This is a genomic window from Agreia sp. (assembly GCF_964263775.1).
In the GTDB taxonomy this organism is placed as follows: domain Bacteria; phylum Actinomycetota; class Actinomycetes; order Actinomycetales; family Microbacteriaceae; genus Agreia.
The window spans coordinates 1-22,613 of the sequence record NZ_CAXVWM010000133.1 but is presented as its reverse complement, the minus strand read 5'-3'; the positions used below and the strand labels follow the sequence as shown (position 1 = coordinate 22,613).

The window sequence follows — 22,613 nt, the reverse complement described above, 5'->3', positions numbered from 1 at the left end:
CGTGAAGGAGTGGCCGTTGTCCAAGATCAGAGTTGAAGGAACCGTCGTCGAACTCGACGGCGACGAGATGACACGAATCATCTGGCAGGCGATCAAGGACACCCTGATCCACCCCTACCTCGATATCGACCTCGACTACTACGACCTCGGCATCGAGAACCGCGACGCGACCGACGACCAGGTCACGATCCACGCGGCCCATGCCATCCAGAAGCACGGCGTCGGCGTGAAATGCGCCACGATCACGCCCGACGAGGCGCGGGTCGAAGAATTCGGCCTGAAGAAGATGTGGAAGTCGCCGAACGGCACGATCCGCAACATCCTCGGGGGCGTCATCTTTCGCGAGCCGATCATCATCTCGAACATCCCGCGCCTGGTACCGGGATGGAACAAGCCGATCATCATCGGGCGTCACGCGTTCGGCGACCAGTACCGCGCCACCGACTTCGTCTTCAAGGGCAAGGGCAAGCTCACGGTCGAGTTCACCCCCGAAGACGGTTCCGAGCCGATGAAGTTCGAGGTCTACGACGCCCCCGACGACGGCATCGCCCAGGTTCAGTACAACCAGGATGCGTCGATCCGCGACTTCGCGCGCTCGAGCCTCAACTACGGCCTCAGCCGCAACTACCCGGTCTATCTGTCGACGAAGAACACGATCCTCAAAGCGTACGACGGCCGATTCAAAGACATCTTCGAGGAGATCTTCGAGGCCGAGTTCAAGGAGAAGTTCGACGCGGCCGGCCTCACCTACGAGCACCGCCTCATCGACGACATGGTCGCCTCTGCCATGAAGTGGGAGGGCGGCTACGTGTGGGCCTGCAAGAACTACGACGGAGACGTGCAGAGCGACACCGTGGCCCAGGGCTTCGGCTCTCTCGGACTGATGACGAGCGTTCTCAGCGTTCCCGACGGATCGGTCGTCGAGGCCGAGGCGGCGCACGGAACGGTGACGCGTCACTACCGCATGCACCAGCAGGGCAAGCCCACGTCGACGAACCCGATCGCGTCGATCTACGCCTGGACTCGCGGCCTCTCGCACCGCGCGAAGCTCGATGACAACCCGGCGCTGGCCGAGTTCGCCCAGACGCTCGAAGACGTGGTCATCACGAGCGTCGAAGCGGGTCACATGACGAAAGACCTGGCGCTACTCGTCGGGCCCGAGCAGAAGTGGGAGACCACGGAGGAGTTCCTCGACACGCTCGACAAGAACCTGGCTGCCCGGCTGGCCTGAACTCCCGCAGCCGCAGAAGAAGAGGCGCCCCATACCCTTTCGGGTGCGGGGCGCCTCGTCGTCGGTGAAAGAGTCTGCTCGCATTCGATTGTTACGACCCCGTAAACATTGCGGATCATGCGATAAAAGTCTTGTCTCCTGTTTGTTCGTAAGCTTTACTAACAAACATGACTGCATCGGAAGTGCAGCGAGGCTCTTCCCGTTCCGCGTCGGCGTACCCGCCGCGAGCGCACCAGGGTCTCGCGCAGGGGAGGGCCCTTCGGCCCAACGGCAAGATCGTGCCCGGCGACGCCCGAGGCCACAATCTCTCGCTGGTCCTGCAGACGCTCTACCGCACCGGCACCCAGAGCCGCGCCGACATCGCCCGGGTGACGGGCCTCACCCGTGTGACCGTGTCGGCCCTGGTGGCGGAGCTCATGGTCGATGGTCTCGTGCTCGAACTCGGGCAGCGTGAGGACACGCGCCCGGGAAAACCGGCGACGCTGATCGATCTCAACCGCAGCGGATTTCAGATCATCGGTCTCGACCTGTCGGAGCACGCCGTCTTCCGAGGCGCCGTGCTCGACCTCGACGGCACCATCCTCGCGCGAGCCGAAATCGCTCTGGAACACGGCGTCGGCGAGACTGCCCTGGCGCTCGTCGTCGACCTGACCCGTCGACTCGTCGAGGCTGCGACGGCGCCCCTTCTCGGCATCGGAGTGGGCTCGCCCGGGGTCGTCGACCTGGGCGGGGTCGTGCGTGCAGCGCCGAACCTCGGCTGGGTGGATGTGCCCCTGCAGCAGACTCTCGCCGACGAGTTCGGTGTGGCCGTCATCGTGGCCAACGACGCGAACGCCGCCGTTTTGGCGGAGCACAGTTTCGGCGACGCGGACAGCGACGCGATGCTGGTCAAAGTCGGCCACGGTGTCGGCGCCGGGCTCCTCCTCGGAGGCATCCCGCTTTTCGGATCACGCTTCGCCGCGGGCGAGATCGGCCACGTCGTCGTGGGAACCGATGGGGGAGCGACCTGCGTGTGCGGCAAGGTGGGGTGCCTCGAGACGTGGCTCAGCATCCCGAATCTCACGGCGAAACTGGGCCGCAGCGCCCCGGAAGATCGAGACGAGACGCTTGCCGAGGCCGGCCAACGGCTCGGCATCGCCCTGGCGCCGGTGGTCGGCGCGCTGAACCTGAGCGAGATCATCCTCAGTGGCCCCACAGAACTTCTCGACGGTGTGCTCGCCCAGGCGACCATCGAGACGCTCCGCAGCAGGACGATGGCCGAGTTCCATGGCTTTCTGACGCTGCGGATGACCGCGCTCGGGCAGGACATAGTTCTGCGGGGTGCGGCCGTCATGGTTCTCTCCGACTCCCTCGGGGTGTCGTAGTCGAGCCCAGCACCACCACGGCCGTCGGTGCCCGCCGCAGGCCGCGCATTCACATCAGCCCTAGGAAAAGGACAAGACAATGAGGAAGAAGACACTGGCCGCAATCGGCATCGGCATGGCCGCAGCCCTGGCCCTATCCGGATGCTCCGGGTCGTCGGGTGCGTCGGATGACGGTGCAGAGGGGGCCGACATCCGCGTCTGGCTCGTCGGCACGGACACTCCCGACGAGGCGCGTGAGTACCTGAAGACGACGTTCGAAGAAGAGAACCCCGGCTCGACGCTCACGATCGAGGAGCAGGCCTGGACCGGACTCGTCGACAAGCTCACGACGAACCTGTCGGGCAGCGACAGTCCCGACGTGGTCGAGGTGGGCAACACCCAGGCGGCGGCTTTCACCTCGGCGGGTGCCTTCCTCGATCTGAGCGACAAGTACGAGGAGCTCGGCGGCGACGACCTGCTTCCCGGTTTCGTCGAAGCAGGCTCCTACGACGGCAGCTTCTACGCCGCCCCGTACTACTCGGGTGCTCGGCTGGTCTTCTACAAGAAAGACCTGTACGCCGCGGCCGGCCTGAGCGTGCCGACGACGCTCGACGAGTACGTGGCGAACGGCAAGGCCCTCGCGGCGGCCAACCCCGGGGTCTCGGGAATCTACTTCCCGGGCCAGGACTGGTACAACGCCCTTCCCTACATCTGGGAGACCGGCGGTGACATCGCGGTGGAGGACGGCGATTCGTGGAAGGCGTCGCTGTCGAGCCCCGAGTCGATCGCGGGCCTGACGATGATCCAAGACGTGATGAGCACCGCGTCGTCCGCTCCGAAAGACGGCAACGAAACGAGCCCCGAGGTGCCGTTCTGTGCGGGTGAAGTCGCTCAGCTCTCCGCTCCCAGCTGGCTCAAGGGGTCGATTCTCGCGCCTCTCGACGCCGAGGCTCCCGGCTGCCCCGACCAGGAGTCGAACCTCGGGGTCTTCGCGCTTCCCGGTGCCGATGGCGGCGCTGCCCAGGTGTTCGCGGGTGGCTCCAACATCGCCATCGCAGCCAAGAGCGCCCATCCCGAGCTCGCGACCGCAGCGCTCGAGATCATGCTGAGCGACGAGTACCAGACGATCCTCGGCAAGGCCGGCCTCGTGCCGGCCAAGGTGTCGCTCGCCGAGACGGTCGGAACCGATGAGGTCGCCCAGGCCATCGCATCCGCCGCGGCGAATGCGAAGCTCACGCCGGCCAGCCCGAAGTGGGCCGACGTCGAGGCCGCTGGAGTACTGCAGGACTTCTTCGTGAAGATCGGCCAGGGCGGCGACGTGACGAAGCTGGCCACGGAGGTCGACGCGAAGATCGACGACATCCTCGCCGGCTAGAGCCCCGCAGAAAAAGGTGGTGGTCGACGCGCGAACGCCGGCCACCACCAGCCCAATGCAGGGATCGCCCTAGGAAAAGGGACCTCGCAGCACTCTTCGATCGTAGTAGGAGCAACTCGTATGACGACCCGCAGTCTGGCCCTCGAGGTCGCGCCCGGTGGTATCGACGGATCACGGCAGGTGGCGCCGGTGCCGCCCGAACCGTCGCGCCGTCCGCGACGCCGCAGAGCTGCATCGAGGATGGCCCCGGCGATCCTGTTGATCCCCTCGTCGATCATCCTGATCGTCGTCATCGGGTATCCGCTGCTGCAGCTGATCATCATGTCGTTCCAGGAGTTCGGCCGCGAGCAGGTCTTCGGCAAGGAAGCGCCGTTCATCGGCTTCGACAACTACGTGCGTGTTCTCACCGACGCGCAATTCTGGGCAGTGCTGGCCCGCAGCGTGGCGTTCGCCGCCGTGAACGTGGTGGTCACCATGCTGATCGGAACCCTCATCGCGCTGCTTCTCGGTAAGTTGAACAAGGGCTTCAAACTTCTGGTCTCGGTGGGGCTGCTGCTCGCCTGGGCCATGCCGGCGCTCACCGCGGTGATCGTATGGGGGTGGATGTTCGACACCCAGTACGGCGTCGTCAACTACGTTCTCGGCATGGTCACCGGCCAAGACCTGCACGGCAACTCGTGGCTGAGCAATCCGCTCAGCTTCTTTCTGGTGGCGACCATCATCATCACCTGGCAGTCGGTGCCCTTCGTCGCCTTTACGATCTACGCCGGGCTGACCCAGGTGCCCGAGGAGGTGCTCGAGGCTGCCCAGCTCGACGGAGCGAACGGAGCGAAACGGTTCCTGCTCGTGACGTTTCCGTACCTCAAATCGATCTTCATCGTGGTCACCGTGCTGCAGGTGATCTGGGACCTTCGTGTGTTCACCCAGATCTACGCCCTGCAGGGCATCGGCGGAATTCGAGACCAGACCTCCACACTGGGCGTCTACATCTACCAGACGTCACTCGGCACCGGCGACTACGGAGCCGGCGGGGCGATCGCCGTGATCATGGTCGTCATCATGATGGCCATCTCCCTGTACTACGTGCGCCAGAGCATCAAGGACGAAGAGCTATGACCCGCACCCGCCTGACCAGCGTCGCCCTCGGAATAGTGGCGGTGATCGTCTTCATCTTCTCGGTCTTTCCCGTCTACTGGATGATCAACACCTCCCTGCAACCGAACAACCAGATCCGCTCGGTCGTGCCCAACTTCGTGCCCGCGAACTTCACGCTGCGCAACTACGAGACGGTGCTGTTCGACACGACCCGCTCGGACTTCATGCCCGCCCTCGGAAACTCGTTGATGGTGACTATCTCGACGGTGGTCATCGCTTTGGTGTTCGCTTTCCTGGCGTCTCTCGCGGTCACCCGGTTCAGGTTCCGCAGCCGCAGAGGGTTCATTCTCGCGATCCTCATCATCCAGATGATCCCCGCAGAGGCCATGATCGTGTCGACCTACCGGGTGCTCGACAGCTGGAGCCTGCTGAACACGATCGCCGGGCTCACGCTCGTCTACGTGGCCACGGTTCTTCCGTTCACGATCTGGACCCTGCGCGGCTTCGTGAACGGCATCCCGATCGAACTCGAGGAGGCGGCGATGATCGACGGATGCTCGCGCACGGGGGCGTTCTGGAAGATCACCTTCCCCCTTTTGGCGCCGGGCCTCGTCGCCACGGGCGTCTTCGGTTTCATCCAGGCATGGAACGAGTTTCTGCTCGCCCTCGTCGTGAACTCGAGGCCCGAGATGATGACCCTGCCCGTGTGGCTGCGCACTTTCCAGGTGTCCACCGGCACGACCAACTGGGCTGCGATCATGGCCGGCTCGACGCTGATGGCGATTCCCGTCGTCATCTTCTTCCTGGTGGTGCAGGGCCGCATGACGGGCGGGCTCGTGAGCGGGGCGGTGAAGGGATGACCCGGCAGGACATCCTCCAGACCCTGCTCCCCGGCTTCGTGGGCACCGAGCTTCCCGACTGGCTGCGCGCCCTGCTGGCGGAGGGCCTGGCCGGCGTGTGCCTGTTCGGCGAGAACGTCTCGTCGGGCGAGCAGCTGCGGCGACTGACCGCCGACATCCGAGCCGCGAACCCGGCGGCGCTCATCGCCATCGACGAGGAGGGCGGCGATGTGACGCGACTCTACGCCGATGTCGGCTCGCCCTTTGCGGGCAACGCGCTGCTGGGGCGCATCGACGACGAAACGCTGACGTGTGCAGTGGGCCGACGAGTCGGCGCCGAGTTGCGCGCGGTGGGCGTGAACCTCGATTTCGCACCGGATGTCGACATCAATTCGAATTCGGACAATCCGGTCATCGGGGTGCGCAGCTTCGGCGCCGCGACCGACCTCGTCTCGCGACACGGCGCCGCGTGGACGCGGGGCCTGCAGTCGCAGGGAGTCGCGGCCGGCATCAAGCACTTTCCCGGCCACGGAGACACGAGCCAGGACTCGCATCTCGCGCTTCCCGTCGTCGATTTGGCGCATCAGCGACTTCGAGGGCGCGAGCTCGAACCGTTCAGGGCGGCGATCGAGGCGGGCGCGGCAACCGTCATGACGAGCCACATCCTGCTTCCCCGCGTCGATGCGGTGAATCCCGCAACCTTCTCTCGCGAAATCCTGGGCGGCATCCTGCGCGACGAGCTGAAATTCGAGGGAGTGATCGTCTCCGACGCCCTCGACATGGCCGGAGCGAGCGCTCAGACGGGTATTGCGGTCGCGGCTGCCCGCGCGCTGGCGGCCGGATGCGACCTGCTCTGCATCGGCACGAGGAACACCCGCAGCCAGCTCGAAGACATCGTCGCAGAGGTCGACGCCGCTTTGCAGCGGGGCGATCTCGAGCCGGCACGGCTATCGGATGCGGCGGGCCGGGTTCGCGCCCTCGCACACGAACTACGTGAGACTCGTGCAACGCTTGCCGCGCCGGGGCTCGAACCCGACGTGGATTTCCCGGCGTATCCCTCGCTCGCGGACGCCTTCGAGGTGTCGCCCGACGCAGCGCGGTTTCTCGCCGCCGCGTCGAGCCCCGTGGTCGTCCGGATAGACACAGAGGCCAACATCGCGGTGGGCAACTCGCCGTGGGGACCCTTCTCCTCCGGCCTGACTCTCGAGACCGTCGGCCTCACCGCCTCGAACCCGGTCGACGTGCGGGCGCTCGATGCTGATCGACCAGTGATCGTGATCGGTCGCGACAACCATCGACACCCCTGGGTGACACACATGATCGACGAGGTACGCGGGCGCCATCCGGCGGTCGTCGTCGTCGACATGGGCTGGCCGGGTGACGATCGCCGCTACGCGGACATCGCGACTTTCGGCGCATCCCGCATCGTCGGCCTCGCCCTTCGGCGCATGATCGACGCGGCGTGTGCCGCACCCGTGAATGGAGACAGCCGATGAGGCTCGGAATAGACATCGGCGGCACGAAGACCGACGCCGTCGCCATCGACGAACGAAGCGAGATCGTGGCACGGCTCAGGCTGCCGACGGGATTCGGCGCCCAGGCCGTTGTCGACACCGCCGTCTCGGCGATCGAGCAGCTCGCGGAGCGCACGCTCACGCCCATGCGGGCGTTCTCGAGCATCGGCATAGGCATTCCGGGCACGGTCGACACGACGACGGGCGTGGTCTCGCACGCGGTGAACCTCGGCGTCGAGGAGCTCGACCTCGCCGCTGCCCTCGAGGCCAGGCTGGCCGTCGACGTGCGGGTCGAGAACGATGTGAAGGCGGCCGCTCTCGGCGCCTTCCAGTTGATGTTCCCGCCTCGTGAGGCCACCCTCGAGCAGCACTCCATGGCGTACCTGAACCTCGGCACCGGTCTCGCTGCGGGACTCGTCCTGAACGGTGAACTCTGGCGCGGGTCGCGGGGAACCGCCGGCGAGATCGGTCACATTCCCGTCGACCCGCTGGGAGTGCTCTGCCCGTGCGGCCAACGAGGGTGCCTCGAGACGGTCGCATCGGGCTCCGCCATCGCCCGGCAGTGGCCGAGCGACGAGCAGATACCGGTGCTCTCGCTGCTCGAGGCCGCTCGCGCCGGAAACGCGAGGGCACAGGCGATCCGACTCGCGCTCGTCGAGAATGTGGCGGCGGCCGTGCGCATTCTCGTGCTGACCGTCGACGTCGAGGTCGTCGTCGTCGGGGGAGGGCTCAGCCACCTCGGCCAGCTGCTGCTCGACGAGGTGCGGTCGGTGCTGGATGCGTGGGCTCGCGACTCGCCGTTTCTCGCGTCGCTCGACCTGCCGGGCCGGGTTCGGTTCGTGCCCGACGACTTTCCGGTCGCGGCAGTCGGGGCCGCGCTCGTCGGCCGTTCGCTGGCCCCGGTGGGAGAGCTCTGACGTGGCCGAGATCGTCATCACCGAGTCTGCCGCGGCGGCGGCGCAGCTCGGGGCCGACGCCGTGCAGGCGCTCGTCGCAGAAAAACCCGACGCCGTGCTGGGCCTCGCCACCGGGTCGACGCCGCTGCCCCTCTACCGCGCGTTGCAGCGTCGGGTGGCGGCAGGCCTCGACCTCTCGCGCGTTCGCGCGTTCGCGCTCGACGAGTACGTCGGACTGGAGCGGGGTCACCCGCAGAGCTACGCCTCAGTCCTCCTTCGCGAGGCCGTCGAGCCGCTGGGCCTCGACGGCGGCGCAGTTCGCGTGCCCGACGGGAGCCTCGAGGGCATCGAGACGGCCGGTGCGCGGTACGAAGCCGCGATCGAGGCGGCGGGGGGAATCGACCTGCAGGTGCTGGGCATCGGCACCGACGGGCACATCGGTTTCAACGAGCCAGGATCGTCGTTCGCCTCGCTCACCCGGGTGAAGACGCTGACCGAACAGACGCGGCACGACAACGCGCGGTTCTTCGATTCGGCGGGCGAGGTTCCGATGCACTGCGTCACCCAGGGGCTCGGAACGATCCTACGTGCGCGGCATCTGCTGCTGCTGGCCTTCGGAGAGAGCAAGGCCGCGGCGCTCGCGAATGCGGTCGAGGGGGCGCTCTCGGCGAGCGTTCCCGCCTCGGCCATCCAGCTGCATCCGAGGGTCACCGTGCTCGTCGACGAGGCCGCCGCATCGGGTCTCGCCCGCGCGGACTACTACCGTTACGCCTGGGCGAACAAGCCGCGCTGGCAGGGCCTCTAGCGGCTCACTCCAGGGCGACTCACACTAGGCGGGTGCCGTTCGCGAACACCGACGTCGCGCGCCACTGCTCGTCGAGCAGAACAGCGTCGGCGGCGTAGCCGGGCCGCAGATAGCCCAGCCGCCCGTCGAGCCCGAGCGCCCGGGCCGGGCTGGCCGTGAGCGCGCGCACGGCGAGCACCGGGTCGATTCGCGCGAGTTCGATCGCGTTGCGCAGCGCCGCGTCTTGGGTGAGGGTCGATCCGGCGAGGGTCTCGGTGCCGCTGAGGAGGGCCTCGCCGTGCGTCACGGTCACGTCGAGCGACCCGAGCGTGTACTGGCCGTCTCGGGCACCCGTGGCCGCCATGGCGTCGCTGACGAAGACGATGCGATGAGGGGCGGCCAGAAAACTGAGGCGAACGACTTCGGCATGCACGTGCACGCCGTCGAGGATGAGTTCCAGGGCGACCCGGGGATCGTCGAGTGCCGCGACAACGGGCCCGGGCGCGCGGTGGTGGATGCCGCGCATGGCGTTGAAGGCGTGGGTCAGAACAGTGGCGCCGCGGTCGAAGGCCTGCTTCGCGAGGTCGAGCCCGGCATCCGTGTGCCCGATGGCGACGACGACGCCCGCGGCGACGAGGCGGTCGATCGCGTCGAGGGCGTCGGGCAGTTCGGGGGCCACTGTGATCTGCCTGAGCGTGCCGGCGGATGCCTGCAGCAGCGCCTCGACAGCGGCAGGCTCGGGTGCAACGAGGTGCACCAATTCGTGTGCGCCGCGGTGCAGCGGCGAGAGGAACGGTCCCTCGAGGTGAGATCCCAGGATGAGCGGATCGCTCGAGGCCAGTTCGGCGATGACGCGAAGGCTGCCGACCAGCTGGTCGAGAGGATTCGCGACCAGGCTCAGCACCGACCGGGTCGTTCCGTGCGCCCGGTGCACGGCCAGGGCCGCGCCGATCGCCTCTCCGCCGTCGTCATAGGAGGCGCCGCCGGCACCATGGCCGTGCAGATCGATGAATCCCGGAGTCAGCCAGTGGCCGCGGGCGTCGATCCTGTCTGCCGCGGCCACCGATGGCGCCAGCGCCCGCCAGCCGTCGCTCGTGCCGGTCGTCGCGATCGTGTCGCCGACCACGAGCATCCAGAAGTCGTCGACGATGCCGTCTGCGTCGAGTTTTCGGGCGCCGTGCACCAGCATCAGCTGAGCTCTCGGCGTCCGGAGATCACGCCGCTGATGGCGGCGGCGACGCCGAAGACGACCGCGAGAATCGGCTGCCCGAGCATCAGCCAGGCGAGGGCCGCGGAACCCATGATGAGAATCTCGATCAGAGCCTTGCCGAACGCATCGAGTTGCACGACGGCGCGCGGCGAGCAGAACAACGCCCACAGCAGGATCGCGAACAGGGGCGTGCCGATGCCGAGGACGACGTTGAGCCAGGGCCCGGGCCACGCGACGAACCCCCAGATGCCGAGGGTGACGAACGCGAACAGTTCGAGTACGAAGCGGATCACGTCGGCGATGCCGAGTCTGCCGGCGGCTGTCTCTGTCTGATTCACGGTCACCAGCGTACCGACCGAGCTCAGCGGAAGATGATCGTGCGGGCGCCGTCTTGCAGCACCCGATGCTCCGAGAACCACTTGACCGCCTGCGTGAGCGTTCGGCTCTCCTCGTCTTGGCCGATCGAGACGAGCTCGGATGCCGTGCGCGAGTGATCGACTCGAACGACGTTCTGCTCGATGATGGGCCCTTCGTCGAGGTCGCTGGTCACGAAGTGGGCCGTGGCGCCTATCAGCTTCACACCCCGCGCATGCGCCTGCTTGTAGGGGTTCGCGCCCTTGAATCCGGGCAGAAAAGAGTGGTGGATGTTGATGGCCCGGCCGGCGAGAGCCGCGCACAGTTCGGGGGAGAGGATCTGCATGTAGCGGGCCAGCACGACGAGTTCGATGTCGTTCTGGTCGACGACCTCGAGAACCCGGCGCTCGAACGCGGCCTTGCCCGCGGCATCCGTCACCGGCAGGGACTCGAAGGCCACGCCGTAGAAGCCGGCGAGTTCGGCGAGCACGGGGTGGTTGCTCAGAACAAGAGGGATGTCGATTGCCAGCTGGCCCGCGCGCTGGCGGAACAGCAGGTCGTTGAGGCAGTGGGCGGCGGTCGATCCGAGAACGAGGGTTCGTAAGGGTCGACCGACGACGTCGAGCTGCCAGTGCATGTCGTAGCGCGCGATGACCGGGGCGAGCGCGCGCTCGAAGACGGAGCGATCGGCATCGGATTCGACCTGGAGGCGCATGAAGAAACGGCCGGTGTCTGCGCTCGAGAACTGCTGGCTCTCGGTGATGTTTCCGCCGGATTCGACGACGGCGCCGCTGACCGCGTGCACGATGCCCGGACGGTCTGCGCAGACGAAGGTCAATACCCAGTGGGAACTCGTCAACGCCCTCGCCTCTTCTCGTCTCGTTCTGCCTCCCGTTACACTAGTGGGTGGCCGACGGATATCGTTCGGCCCCGGGCAGGTACGACGTCGTCATCGGTTCTTGAGGTGTCGTGCCCGATGTGCGGGCTCTATTTCGATGCCGCCCTCGTCAGGCTGGCGTGACGCCGCCTCTGTTCGCCCTTTCTCGTTAGTTTGGTTCGTTCGCTCGCTGTGACTCACCCGTTCACTTCTCCCACCGCCATCGTGCCGACGGGCAATCCCGGACGACCCTTCCCCTGGGGCGGTCTCCTGGTGCTCGCATCGGCCGTCTTCTTGTCTGTGACCGCCGAGATGCTCCCCACGGGCCTTCTTCCCGAGATGAGCATCGAGCTCGAAGTGGGTGAATCGCAGATCGGTCTGCTCGTATCGGTGTTCGCGTTCGCGGTGGTGCTCACGAGCATCCCCCTGTCTCGCCTGACCCGCAGCGTCTCTCGGCACCGGCTCATCGTGCTCGTGCTCATCGTGGTGTCGTTGTCGAGTGCGGTCACCGCGATCGCGCCCACGTTCGAGGTTCTCGTGGGCGCCCGCATCGTGGGAGGCATGGCGCACGGCCTCTTCTGGGCCGTGATGGGCGCATACTCGGGTTACCTCGTTCCCAAAGAACAGCTCGGTCGGGCCGTCGCGATCACCACGGGAGGCGGCACCCTCGCGTTCGTGCTCGGGGTTCCGCTGGGCACCATCCTGGGCCAGGCGATCGGATGGCGCAGCGCCTTCGGGGCGATCGCGGTGCTGTGCATCATCGGCGCCGGCCTCATGCTGTGGCTGCTGCCCCGGGTAGAGCGGCCGGCCAAGTCGCAGGCGCTGCCCGAACGGCATCCGTCGGGCCGTCGCAAACTGGATGCGACGGTTCCCGCCGTGGCCCTGCTGTGCCTGCTGGCCGCCGTCGTCATGATCGGCCACTACTCGTTCTACACATTCATCGCGCCGTACCTCACGGGTGAACTCGGGGTCGATTCGCGCGATGTGGGGCTGCTGCTCGCCAGCTACGGAATCGCCGGCGCCGGCGGCCTGCTGCTTGTCGGCACCGTCTTCGGGCGTCGTCCCACGCTCGGCCTGGTACTCGGGGTCGCTGTGACCGCCATCTCCGTCTCAGTCATGGCCGTCTTCTCGAACAACCCGATGATCGCACTGCCCGCGTTCGTGCTGTGGGGCCTCGTCTTCGGCACCCTGCCGCCGCTTCTCGGCGCCCGTCTGCTGCACGTCGCGTCGGTCGATATCCGAGACACGGCCAGCGCCGTCTACTCGACGTTCTTCAACATCGGAATCGGTGGCGGTGCCCTCGTGGGCGCCGCGCTGCTCGACGGCCTGGGCCTCGACTCGCTGCCGATCGCCTATCTCATCATGCTCGCGGTGGCCGGCGCACTCCTGATCGCGGCAGAACTCCGCTCCCGCCGCGGCCGCCGCCCGAGCCCGGCTTAGACCGTGAACTCGATGACGCTGGCGGGGCCGACGTTGCCATCTGCGTCTTCATAGCGAATAAAGAGTCGGTACGAGTGCGCTGCGTTCGGGTACGAGTTGGTGTAGTCGCCGCTTGGGTCGAGGACGTAGTGCTGGAATGAGCTTATTTTGTCACCCGAGTCGAGATGGTGAATCTCGTTGACGACCATCGCCTCGGGCTGACCGCTGAGGGTGATCGACCACTGGCCGTCTGGAAAAAAGTGGCCGGAGATCGGAGAATCGATTGCTGGGGCTTCGAGCGTGACAGGCGTGGGCACGCTCGTGGCAGATGTCAGTCCATCCACCGTCTGCTGCACGGAAAACGTGTGGGACCCGGCCGCGACGGTGTCTCTAAAATCGGTCGACGAGACCGACCAGCCTCCGTCGTCGTCCGCGGTCGTCTGGGCGACGATGGCTCCAGTCTGATCGACGATGTCGATCTGCGCTCCAGCCTTGGCACCCATCCCGGCCGCTGACGGGTACAGGCGGTTGCCGACGCTGGGCACGAAGGTTGCGTTTGTCAGGGCCGGTATCTGGGGGTCCGGGTCAACGGGAGGATCCACCGGAGGGTCGACCGGGGGTGTAGTCGGCTCGGGACCGGGGACCGGCACCTCCACCGAGGGCACGGTGGGCTCGATAATGGGCGCCGTCGGAACCGCGGGCGGGATCGCCTCGGGCGCGGACGCGGCGGGCGTACGAGGCGGTGTCGGCGCGACCGGGGCGATCGGCGAAGGCGCCGGATCGACTGTCGGAGCCGGGGCGCTCGTCGGCTGGGGCTCGGCTCCGGGAGGCACGGCGATGACGCCGCCGCCGCCGGCGTCGCCACCGAACTCCTCGTTCGACGCCGCGCTGGATTCAGCCGACGACTCGCGGGGAGCGTTCCACAGGCCCGGGCCGAGCGTGACGGCGCCGACGACCGTCGCGGTGAGCGCCAACGCGCCGACGATTCCGCCGATGATTCCGGCGGCGCCGACTCCCGCCGCGCCACCCACGCCACCGGCGTTGCTCGCGCCGCCAGAATCGCTGCTGACGCTCGAGGGCATGGATGCGGCGGTGACCATTCCGCTTGCAGCGCCGCTACCCGCCTGCAACCAGGTGAGGAACCCGGCCGCGCCGGAAACTCCGGCCGCCAGGGGAAGCAGCACGAGCGCGAGTCGCGAACCCACCTGTCGGGCTTCGTCGGCGACGATCGTGCACGAGGTGCACGTCGTGAGATGCCCGCGTACTCGCTTCGACTCGCGGGGGCCGAGCGTGCCACGGGCGAATGAGCCGAGTTTGTCGATTGCCGCCGCGCACTCGGGATCCGTCGTTCGCTGCAGATGCGCCTGGATCCACGCTTGGCGCAGTCCCTCTCGCGCGCGGTAGGTGAGCGCAGAGACGGCGTTCGCCTTCATGCCGAGCAGGGGAGAGATCTCCTGAGACGAGAGCTGTTCGACCTCGCTGTACCAGAGCGCTTCCTGCCAGCGAGTGGGAAGGCTGCGGAACGCGTTGACGGTCAGGCTCTTGTCGAGCGCTGCGAGTGATGCCTCCTCCTCGGTCGACGGGTCGGCGATGAGGTCGAGGTCTTCGCTGGCGTCTGCGCTCTTGGCGCGAGCCCACTGCATCGACACGTTTCGGATCGTGGTGAAGAGGTACGGGCGGAACGCCGCCGTCGGACCGCCGCCCACGGAGATGGCCTGGAACACGCGCGCGAACGCCTCGGAGAGAAGGTCGTCGGCATCGAAGCGGTGGCTTCGCGCCACGGAGTGGCCGGCCTTGGAGTGCCGCACCCACAGTTCGCCGAATGCGGCTGAGTTTCCGTTGCGGGTCAACTCGACCAAGTCCATATCCGACGCGTCGACGATCGACCGGCCGGGCGGGTCGAGGTGGGCGGCCATGACGGCATTACTCCTCGTGTTCGGGGCGCGTCGTGCAGCAATGACTCTACCGGATGCCTCATGTAGGCTTCTCGGTGTCGCAACTGGCGTTCAGATGGTCACCATCGGGAAGCGACTGACACGAATTCGGCCGCGCGCCTGGGTCGACCCGGATACTGCTGCACCCCGTCGCTCGCGCGGCGACATAATTCCGTTTCTGTCATGTTTAGGAGCCAGTCTTGTCTGATCACACGCCTTCCTCGTTCAACGAGCCCCTCGAGACCGTCGATCCAGAGATCTTCGCGGTCCTCGAAAAAGAACTGGGTCGCCAGCGCGACACGCTCGAGATGATCGCGAGTGAGAACTTCGTGCCGCGCGCGGTGCTGCAGTCCCAGGGCTCCGTTCTCACGAACAAGTACGCCGAGGGCTACCCGGGCCGCCGCTACTACGGTGGCTGCGAATTCGTCGACGTGGCCGAAGAGCTGGCCATCGCGCGGGCGAAGAGCCTCTTCCAGGCCGAGTACGCGAACGTGCAGCCGCACTCCGGCGCCACGGCCAACGCGGCCGTCCTGTCGGCCATCGCCACCCCCGGCGACACCATCCTCGGTCTCGAGCTGAGCCACGGTGGCCACCTCACCCACGGCATGAAGCTCAACTTCTCGGGCAAGCTCTACAACGCGGTCTCCTACGGCGTCGACCCTGAGACGTTCCTCGTCGACATGAACGTGGTGCGCGACAAGGCGCTCGAGCACCGCCCCCAGGTCATCATCGCGGGATGGTCGGCCTACCCCCGCCACCTCGACTTCGCCGCGTTCCGAGCCATCGCAGACGAGGTCGGCGCCAAGCTCTGGGTCGACATGGCTCACTTCGCCGGACTCGTCGCCGCGGGGCTCCACCCGTCGCCCGTGCCTTTCGCCGACGTGGTGTCGTCGACCGTGCACAAGACCATCGGCGGTCCGCGTTCGGGATTCATCGTCAGTCGCGACACAGAGCTGGCCAAGAAGCTCAACTCGAACGTGTTTCCCGGCCAGCAGGGTGGGCCGCTCATGCATGTCATCGCCGCAAAAGCCACCGCATTCAAGCTCGCGGCCGAGCCGGAGTTCCGTGACCGCCAGCAGCGCACGATCGACGGCGCACGCATCCTCGCCGACCGCCTGACCGCAGATGATTCACGCGCCGGCGGCCTCGACGTGCTCACGGGCGGCACCGAGGTGCACCTCGTGCTCGCCGACCTGCGCAACTCGCCCCTCGACGGGCAGCAGGCCGAAGACGTTCTGCACGAGGTGGGCATCACGGTCAACCGCAACGCCGTCCCCTTCGATCCGCGCCCCCCGATGGTGACCTCGGGTCTGCGCATCGGAACCCCGGCGCTCGCGACCCGCGGATTCGGAGATGTCGAGTTCACCGAGGTGGCCGACATCATCGCCGAGACCCTCAAGCCCGGCGCAGACGCGGCTGGGCTCCGCGCCCGGGTCGGCGCTCTGACCGAGGCGTTCCCCCTCTACCCGGGGCTCGTCCAGTGACGGCCGTCGTCCTCGACGGCGTCGCCACCGCCGCATCCATCAAGTCGGAACTCGCCGAACGCGTCGTCGAGCTGAAGAAGCGGGGCATCCACCCCGGCCTCGGAACGCTGCTGGTGGGCGACGATCCCGCGTCCCGTTCGTATGTCGCCGGCAAGCACCGCGACTGCGCCGAGGTCGGCATCGAGTCGATCAGGGTCGACCTGCCGGCCACAGCGAGCGAGCACGACGTGCGCGACGCCATCGAGGCGTTGAACGCCGATCCGCTCGTCACCGGCTACATCGTGCAGCTTCCGTTGCCGAACGGCATCGACGAGAACGCGATGCTCGAACTCATGGATCCGGCCAAAGATGCCGATGGACTGCATCCGACGAACCTCGGGCGTCTCGTTCTCACGGTCGACCCGTCGACGGTCTCGGGGCGCCCTGCGCCTCTTCCGTGCACACCGGCCGGGATAGTCGAGATTCTGCGCCGCTACGACATCCCTCTGAATGGCCAACACGTCGTGGTGATCGGTCGCGGTCTCACGGTCGGTCGGCCCCTCGGGCTGCTGCTCACCCGCAAGGGCATCGATGCCACGGTCACGCTCACGCATTCGCGCACGAGCGACCTCGAGGCCGAGGTGCGCCGCGCCGACATCGTCATCGCGGCCGTCGGGGTGCCCGGTCTCATCACAGCAGACTGGGTCAAGCCCGGTGCGGCAGTGCTCGACGTGGGCATCACCCGCGTGGTCGATGCAAACACCGGCAAGGCGAAGCTGACGGGCGACGTCGACCCCGGAGTCGCCGCTGTCGCGGGCTTCCTGTCGCCTGTTCCCGGCGGCGTCGGTCCGATGACTCGTGCGCTGCTGCTTCAGAACGTGGTCGAAGCCGCGACGCCGTAGTCTCGGCGAGAGCACGATCCCACCACAGAAGGAGGAATGTATGACGCACGAACATCCCAAACCTCACGATCCGGGCAAGAAGACGGTCGACGAGAAAGACGATACGGTCCTCGAGGAGATCGAGGAGTCGTTTCCGACCGATCCCGAGCCGGCCGAGGGGCCCGCGCCCGCTGCGTGACCCACGGTTCGCTCGGCCCGGGCCTCCGGATGCCCGGGGCCGGGCGACGCCCGAGGCTGGAGTTCGTGAGAGCAGCGACAGGCACCCAGTTTTCCGTGGCATTCGGCGATTCCCGAGCGACGATCACGGAGTTGGCCGCTGGTCTGCGCGGCCTCGTGCTCTATGGTGTCGAGGTCGTGCGGGAGTACCCCGAGCACTCGCTGCCCCCCATGGGCCAGGGCATCGTTCTCGTTCCCTGGCCGAACCGCATCGCCAAGGCCGCCTGGGTGCTCGACGGCACGACCCAGCAACTCGACATCACAGAGCCTTCGACAGGCAACGCCACCCACGGACTGCTGCGCAACACGGCCTACACCGTTGCCGAAGAGGGTGATGGATTCCTCACCTTGCACGCGCGCGTGTTCCCGCAGCACGGCTATCCCTTCCAACTCGACACCTCGGTGAGCTACGAGCTGAGCGAGGCGGGCCTCACAGTCACGCATGCCATCACGAACGAATCGCAATCGCCGGCCCCCGTCGCCGTGGGTGCGCATCCGTATTTCGTCATCGGATCGGTACCCACCGAAGACCTGACCGTCACCATCGCTGCCGATACCGTCTTCGAATACGACGATGTGTTCATTCCCACGGCTGAAGTCTCGGTCGACGATTCCGAGCTCGATCTTCGAGCCGGCCGGAGGCTTTCAGAGGTCGACCTCAACCATGCTTTCGGAACTCTGACGGGAACGGGCGGGCAGAACGTGCACTCGCTTGCGTCTCCCGATGGCCAGCGGGTCGAACTGTGGACCGACGCGAATTTCGCCTACGTGCAGGCGTACAACCCGCGGCAATTTCCTTTCGAAACGGGAACCGGTCTGGCAATCGCTCTAGAACCGATGACGGCCCCCGCCAATGCGTTCAACACCGGCGAGGGCCTGCGCTGGGTCGAGCCCGGCGCGTCATGGATGCTCAGCTGGGGCGTTCGGTACCGCCCAGCGACTTAGGTTTCGTCAGACGTTCTTGCGACCCGTAAGGGCCCTGACGATGAACGCGATGATGGCGATCACGAGAAGAATGATCCCCACGTAGAGCAAGAAGTTCAGCGACGAGACAAACCCTCCCGTGAACAGGAGGATGACGGCGATGACGGCGACGATGATAAAAAGCAGGTTCATGAGAATGTACCTTTCGGCTGGGGATCGACTGAAAGTGTCGGCCCCCCAATTTAGGGCACCCGTCGCGGTTTGCAAAACGATTGTGCAGTTATCGTGGCCGAAGGTACCGCGTGCCACGACTGTGTGGTGCCGAGTAGCGGGTCTTTCTGCCGACGTAAACCCCTTGTTCGGGGGCAGGGGCACGCCTAGCCTGAAAAGGTAAACAAACTCTGGAACGGAGTGAATTCATGTCTCTTTTATTCGATAGCGTGCCCTCGACGACGACAGCACGCGACTCAGCTTCTGCAGGGCGTGCGAAGTCGCAACTCACGTGGCAACTCGTTTTCGATGGAGTCTGGCTCGCCCGTCGCGACGGGCGATTCGCAGGAATGGTGCAGGGCGGCGTAGTGCAGGGAGTGCCAGGCCAGTCAGTGAAGCTCACGGATGCCTGCGGAAACATCTGCGGTCTCTACAAAACACTCGACGACGCGAAGGCTGCATTGGCTGCACGTTCGATGTGACGCGAAGTGCTGCCCGAATTCGCACAGATCCGTCGAATTTGGCAAGCCCATGCCTGTAATCTCATTTGTGGGTAGCTTCGTGTAGGAGCTCACGTGGAATTGGATCCACGTGGGCCCTTCGTCAAGAACGGACGTTTTTCATATGGGCAGACTGATCTACGGCACCGGAGACACCGACGTCGAATTCGAGGATCGGCTGCTCGCTCACCTCAAAGTGGTGATCTCGACCAAGCTTCGTCGCAACGAGGCATTCATGCTGTCGTGGGAGCACGGCACCGATGAGGGCAGCGGTCGCAGCACCATCTGGATCCACCCCTCTATTCCCCTGCACTTCCGCTTCTACGGAAACAAGTCGCCCGCGCTCAACCGAGTGTGGATCGAAGATCTGATGCTGGCGGCCAACAGCACAGGCGGCCTCAGGCCGGTTCCGGAGCCCGACGAGAACGCCGAGCCCGCGAGCTCATAGGCTCTCACAGGCCCACAAGCTCACAGGCCCGTCGTTCAGGCGCTGCTTTCGCCATCGTCTAGTGCCAACCGCGCGAGCACGGTGCCACCCGCGACGGCTGCCGGCATGACGAACACGGCGCCGAACGGAATGAGAAAGACGAGGTAGCTCGCGATTCCGAATCCGAGCGCGGTGGGACGGACGGCACCGAGAGCCCGTCGGCGCTCGCGCAGTGTGTGTCCTCGCGCGTCGAACGCCCTGCCCGTGAGTTCCAGTGCGAGAAACCATCCGGCGACCCCGGCGCCGAGAACCGGAACGACGCTCTGGCCGACGACCGGGATGAATCCGAGTGCGAACAGTCCGACGCCGATCAGTGCCGTCACGAGCAGAATGCGCAGGGCATCGAGGATCCCCCGGAACAGCGAAGGCCACATAGCCGTCTCCACCTCGTTCTGGATGCCGCCAAGCCGGTTCTCGACGCTCCGCCAGATCTTCTCGTAGAACGGATCCCCGATGGCAAGGGTGATCGCCGTATAGGTGTAGACGACGAGGAGCGCGCCCAAGGCCACGAAAGCGATGATGGCCGTGATTCGCAGGGCCGTTCTCCAGCCCTCCTGCCACTCGTCGGCGAACGGGGTCGCCCACTGTGCCAGTGCAGGTGCGTTGATGAACAGCACGACGAGCGCCGCGAGATAGACAGTTGCGACGATGAGCGCGGGAAGGGCGCCGAAAAGCATCAGGCGGGGATCGCTTCCCCACATCTTCAGGCCACGGCCCAGAAGCGCGACCCCGTCGAAGAACTGACGAACGACGCTTCGGGCGGGTGCGGGCGACATGGCTTCTCATGCTACGGGGACTGCGCTGAAGAACGAAAGCTCCGGGCGCTGCTACCTCAGTAAATGGATCATCACAATGCCCGGGGCAACGGCACCGGGGTGGAGGACTCTAGAAAGATGAAAAGGATGAGCTATGCGGGTGGAACCTTCGTCACGAGTGACGAGGTGGCCGATGCGCTCGTGCACTTCGTCGCTACGGTTCCGCGCAACCGTCGCAACCAGGTCGTCATCGTTCCGGGCTTCGATCCCGACGGCATGCCTACGCCTGTGGCTCTCGTGCTCGGTCCGGCGAGCCAGATCATGACCCAGCACGAGGCCGTGTCGTATGCCGAGCCCGAGACGCAGGGGGTGGCCGAGCAGGTGCGCGTTCAGGCGCGGTCCCATGAAGACACCGCGCGGGTCGAGAGCACGAACGGCAAGGGAAGCCTCGACTACGACGTCTTCTGAAACCCAGCGGGTGCCGAACGCGAAAAGCCAGGCAAGCCCATCTTGGGCTCGGGGCGTGATGTTCTCTCACTCGTTTTCGGTCAGGGCGAGCACGCCCCCGTGTTCACGGGTGCCGTCAGCGCCGTAGCCTGCGCAGCCACGGGTGAGAGTTCCCTCATGGTGAGCGCGTAGCCGACGTTCTGGACCGAGCTCGCCCGTGCGAAGATCACGCCGGCGACCTGGCCGTCGAGCGTGAGAAGCGGGCCGCCCGAGTTGCCGGGCTCGACGTCGGCGGCCAGCGTGTAGGCATCCCGCGTGGTGCCGGAGGAACCATCGGTGATCAGTTGCAGCGGACCGGTGGCCAAGACCTCGGCGCCCGCGATGGAGAAAGGACCGCCGAAGGGATATCCGGCGACCACGGCCGCGCTCGTTGCCGGCAGTGTCTCGGCCAAGGGGATCGCGTCGGCCGGGAGCCCGTCGACGGCGATCACGGCGAGGTCCACGGTCGGATCGAAATAGACGATGCGCCCCGGCCGGGGTGCCTGGCCGGGAACCTCGACGACGGGCTCGGAGATTCCCGCGACCACGTGGGCGTTGGTGACGACCCTGTCGGTCGCGACGGCGAAGCCGCTCCCCGACATGGTGACTCCGCACTCGTACGCCGTTCCGGTAATCCGCACGACGGACTGGGCGGCCGTGGTGAGTGCCGGGCTGTCGGTGCTGATCGTCGGAATCGACGGAGGCGAGCTGGGTGCGCCCAGCGCGTCGATGACCCACGGCGCTCCGTCGGTGACAGCAGCGGTGCGCAGTTGGGCCAGGAGGCTGGAGACCTGCTGCGGAATGAGGCCGTCGAGGGTGCGCAGGATCGATGAGGAGGCGACGGCCTGAGTGAGTGGGGCGACACCGAGGGTCGAGACACCGGATGCGACGGTCACCACGACGAGAACGGCCGCCGTGCCGCTGCCCACGAATCCGAGTGCTCGATCGACGAATCCGAGCTTGGCTCTCGCGATGCCCGTGCCCACGGCTCGGCCGATGGTGGCCCCGAGCAGGTAACCCGCGGTCACCAAGATGGAGGCCGTGCCGATGACTCCGGCGATCCGCCACTCGGGCTCGGCAATCCAGGCGACGACGAGCGGGATGGCGAAGTATGCGCCGATGCCTCCGACAATCACGCCGGCGAGACCGAAGAGGGAGCGAACGATGCCGATGCGGTACCCCGCCACCGCGCCGGCGATCAGCACGATTATGACGATCGCGTCGATCACCGGCAGAACTCTGTCATTCGATGTTCTCCGAAACGTCTGCGGGCTCGTGGACGGCCTCAGCCTTGCGGATGCTCCTGCGAAAGTTCTCGGAAGCGGCCGCCGACGGCATACGGGCCGCTCTACATCTTGCCGACGATGTCGGTGGTGGCGTTCCAGAGCGCGGCCGCGTTTTTGGGGTTGCGGGCGGCGGAGGAGGGCGTGCGAACGGCCGGGTAGCCGCGGATGCTGCCGAAGCTGTCGGGCCCCACGTAGGAGTTGCCGGGAATGTTTTCGGTGAGGGCGAAGAGCGTGGGGAGGGTGCCGTTTTCGGCGTCGTTCAAGAGCGGCTGGGCGAGTCCGTTCATCCATCCTGAGATGCCGCCGACGTGCGAGACGAGGTTCGTTTTGGCAATTCCGGGGTGGGCGATCATCGATCGCACTGGGCTGCCGGACTGGTCGAGCCGGCGTTGCAGCTCGTATGAGAACAGCAGGATGTCGAGTTTGGAGTCGCAGTATGCGAACCACGGGCTGTAGCGGCGCGTGCGCCCGGCGAGATCGTTCAGTCGCAGCCGGCCCTGGCGGTGCAATTGC

Annotated in this window: 22 protein-coding genes, 1 pseudogene and 1 riboswitch; of the genes and pseudogenes, 15 read left to right on the top strand and 8 right to left on the bottom strand. The window is 66.4% G+C overall.

The window, feature by feature from the left end:
• Positions 1–16 precede the first annotated feature (16 nt).
• From ACE5CZ_RS10365 to ACE5CZ_RS10330, 8 genes are all read left to right on the top strand, one after another.
• The gene (locus tag ACE5CZ_RS10365; RefSeq protein ID WP_374947250.1) at positions 17–1,231 is read left to right on the top strand and encodes an NADP-dependent isocitrate dehydrogenase; all 1,215 of its coding nucleotides are present in this window, start codon (positions 17–19) and stop codon (positions 1,229–1,231) included.
• A gap of 167 nt (positions 1,232–1,398) precedes the next feature.
• Complete coding sequence (locus ACE5CZ_RS10360; RefSeq protein ID WP_374947249.1) at positions 1,399–2,595, top strand: ROK family transcriptional regulator; 1,197 nt, start codon at positions 1,399–1,401, stop codon at positions 2,593–2,595.
• 79 nt (positions 2,596–2,674) lie between these two features.
• Positions 2,675–3,949: an extracellular solute-binding protein gene (locus tag ACE5CZ_RS10355; RefSeq protein ID WP_374947248.1), complete on the top strand. Its 1,275-nt coding sequence runs from the start codon at positions 2,675–2,677 to the stop codon at positions 3,947–3,949.
• A 120-nt stretch (positions 3,950–4,069) separates the two neighbouring features.
• On the top strand, positions 4,070–5,065 hold the full coding sequence (locus ACE5CZ_RS10350) for a carbohydrate ABC transporter permease (protein WP_374947247.1): 996 nt from the start codon (positions 4,070–4,072) through the stop codon (positions 5,063–5,065).
• Entirely contained in the window at positions 5,062–5,904 is an 843-nt protein-coding gene (locus ACE5CZ_RS10345) for a carbohydrate ABC transporter permease (RefSeq protein WP_374947246.1), read from the top strand. Before ACE5CZ_RS10350 ends, ACE5CZ_RS10345 begins: the two co-directional genes overlap by 4 nt.
• Entirely contained in the window at positions 5,901–7,379 is a 1,479-nt protein-coding gene (nagZ, locus tag ACE5CZ_RS10340; RefSeq protein WP_374947245.1) for a beta-N-acetylhexosaminidase, read from the top strand. The genes ACE5CZ_RS10345 and nagZ overlap by 4 nt, the downstream gene beginning before the upstream one ends.
• Positions 7,376–8,314, top strand: coding sequence for an ROK family protein (locus ACE5CZ_RS10335; protein WP_374947244.1), 939 nt, complete (start codon positions 7,376–7,378; stop codon positions 8,312–8,314). The genes nagZ and ACE5CZ_RS10335 overlap by 4 nt, the downstream gene beginning before the upstream one ends.
• A gap of 1 nt (position 8,315) precedes the next feature.
• Entirely contained in the window at positions 8,316–9,098 is a 783-nt protein-coding gene (locus ACE5CZ_RS10330; protein WP_374947243.1) for a glucosamine-6-phosphate deaminase, read from the top strand.
• Between the two features lie 19 nt (positions 9,099–9,117).
• On the opposite strand, the gene nagA is transcribed toward ACE5CZ_RS10330, so the two are convergent.
• Genes nagA through purU form a run of 3 tightly spaced genes read right to left on the bottom strand, consistent with a single transcriptional unit; the run spans position 9,118 to position 11,500 of the window.
• Positions 9,118–10,266: an N-acetylglucosamine-6-phosphate deacetylase gene (nagA, locus tag ACE5CZ_RS10325; protein WP_374947242.1), complete on the bottom strand. Its 1,149-nt coding sequence runs from the start codon at positions 10,264–10,266 to the stop codon at positions 9,118–9,120.
• A complete protein-coding gene (locus ACE5CZ_RS10320) occupies positions 10,266–10,625 on the bottom strand; it encodes a YrdB family protein (protein ID WP_374947241.1) in 360 nt (119 codons plus the stop codon). Before ACE5CZ_RS10320 ends, nagA begins: the two co-directional genes overlap by 1 nt.
• 23 nt (positions 10,626–10,648) lie before the next feature.
• Positions 10,649–11,500: a formyltetrahydrofolate deformylase gene (gene purU / locus ACE5CZ_RS10315; RefSeq protein ID WP_374947240.1), complete on the bottom strand. Its 852-nt coding sequence runs from the start codon at positions 11,498–11,500 to the stop codon at positions 10,649–10,651.
• 210 nt (positions 11,501–11,710) lie between these two features.
• Here purU and ACE5CZ_RS10310 point away from each other — a divergent pair, with 210 nt between their 5' ends.
• A complete protein-coding gene (locus tag ACE5CZ_RS10310; RefSeq protein WP_374947239.1) occupies positions 11,711–12,958 on the top strand; it encodes an MFS transporter in 1,248 nt (415 codons plus the stop codon).
• Here ACE5CZ_RS10310 and ACE5CZ_RS10305 read toward each other — a convergent pair.
• On the bottom strand, positions 12,955–14,853 hold the full coding sequence (locus tag ACE5CZ_RS10305; protein ID WP_374947238.1) for a sigma-70 family RNA polymerase sigma factor: 1,899 nt from the start codon (positions 14,851–14,853) through the stop codon (positions 12,955–12,957). The genes ACE5CZ_RS10310 and ACE5CZ_RS10305 overlap by 4 nt on opposite strands.
• A 69-nt stretch (positions 14,854–14,922) precedes the next feature.
• Positions 14,923–15,004: riboswitch (ZMP/ZTP riboswitch) on the top strand.
• 67 nt (positions 15,005–15,071) lie between these two features.
• Between ACE5CZ_RS10305 and glyA the strand changes: the two genes are divergently transcribed.
• The 4 genes from glyA (at position 15,072) to ACE5CZ_RS10285 (ending at position 18,397) form a co-directional block, all read left to right on the top strand.
• Positions 15,072–16,355 (top strand): serine hydroxymethyltransferase, encoded by a 1,284-nt coding sequence (gene glyA, locus ACE5CZ_RS10300; RefSeq protein ID WP_374947237.1) that lies wholly within the window; start codon positions 15,072–15,074, stop codon positions 16,353–16,355.
• Positions 16,352–17,236, top strand: a complete 885-nt coding sequence (locus ACE5CZ_RS10295; RefSeq protein ID WP_374947236.1) for a bifunctional methylenetetrahydrofolate dehydrogenase/methenyltetrahydrofolate cyclohydrolase — start codon at positions 16,352–16,354, stop codon at positions 17,234–17,236. The genes glyA and ACE5CZ_RS10295 overlap by 4 nt, the downstream gene beginning before the upstream one ends.
• 40 nt (positions 17,237–17,276) lie before the next feature.
• Complete coding sequence (locus ACE5CZ_RS10290) at positions 17,277–17,414, top strand: hypothetical protein (protein WP_374947235.1); 138 nt, start codon at positions 17,277–17,279, stop codon at positions 17,412–17,414.
• 65 nt (positions 17,415–17,479) lie between these two features.
• Positions 17,480–18,397 (top strand): aldose 1-epimerase family protein, encoded by a 918-nt coding sequence (locus ACE5CZ_RS10285; RefSeq protein ID WP_374947234.1) that lies wholly within the window; start codon positions 17,480–17,482, stop codon positions 18,395–18,397.
• Between the two features lie 6 nt (positions 18,398–18,403).
• On the opposite strand, the gene ACE5CZ_RS10280 is transcribed toward ACE5CZ_RS10285, so the two are convergent.
• On the bottom strand, positions 18,404–18,568 hold the full coding sequence (locus tag ACE5CZ_RS10280) for a hypothetical protein (RefSeq protein WP_374947233.1): 165 nt from the start codon (positions 18,566–18,568) through the stop codon (positions 18,404–18,406).
• Between the two features lie 642 nt (positions 18,569–19,210).
• On the opposite strand from ACE5CZ_RS10280, the gene ACE5CZ_RS10275 reads away from it, so the two are divergent.
• A complete protein-coding gene (locus tag ACE5CZ_RS10275; RefSeq protein WP_374947232.1) occupies positions 19,211–19,534 on the top strand; it encodes an ATP-dependent DNA ligase in 324 nt (107 codons plus the stop codon).
• A 35-nt stretch (positions 19,535–19,569) separates the two neighbouring features.
• Here the strand turns inward: ACE5CZ_RS10275 and ACE5CZ_RS10270 are convergent, their stop codons facing one another.
• Positions 19,570–20,349, bottom strand: coding sequence for an EI24 domain-containing protein (locus ACE5CZ_RS10270; protein ID WP_374947231.1), 780 nt, complete (start codon positions 20,347–20,349; stop codon positions 19,570–19,572).
• 126 nt (positions 20,350–20,475) lie between these two features.
• Here ACE5CZ_RS10270 and ACE5CZ_RS10265 point away from each other — a divergent pair, with 126 nt between their 5' ends.
• Entirely contained in the window at positions 20,476–20,796 is a 321-nt protein-coding gene (locus ACE5CZ_RS10265; protein ID WP_374947230.1) for a hypothetical protein, read from the top strand.
• A gap of 80 nt (positions 20,797–20,876) precedes the next feature.
• Here the strand turns inward: ACE5CZ_RS10265 and ACE5CZ_RS10260 are convergent, their stop codons facing one another.
• Together ACE5CZ_RS10260 and ACE5CZ_RS10255 are read right to left on the bottom strand one after the other, a co-directional pair.
• The gene (locus tag ACE5CZ_RS10260; protein ID WP_374947229.1) at positions 20,877–22,043 is read right to left on the bottom strand and encodes a MarP family serine protease; all 1,167 of its coding nucleotides are present in this window, start codon (positions 22,041–22,043) and stop codon (positions 20,877–20,879) included.
• A 119-nt stretch (positions 22,044–22,162) separates the two neighbouring features.
• Positions 22,163–22,613: pseudogene (locus ACE5CZ_RS10255) on the bottom strand (oxidoreductase); the annotation flags it as partial.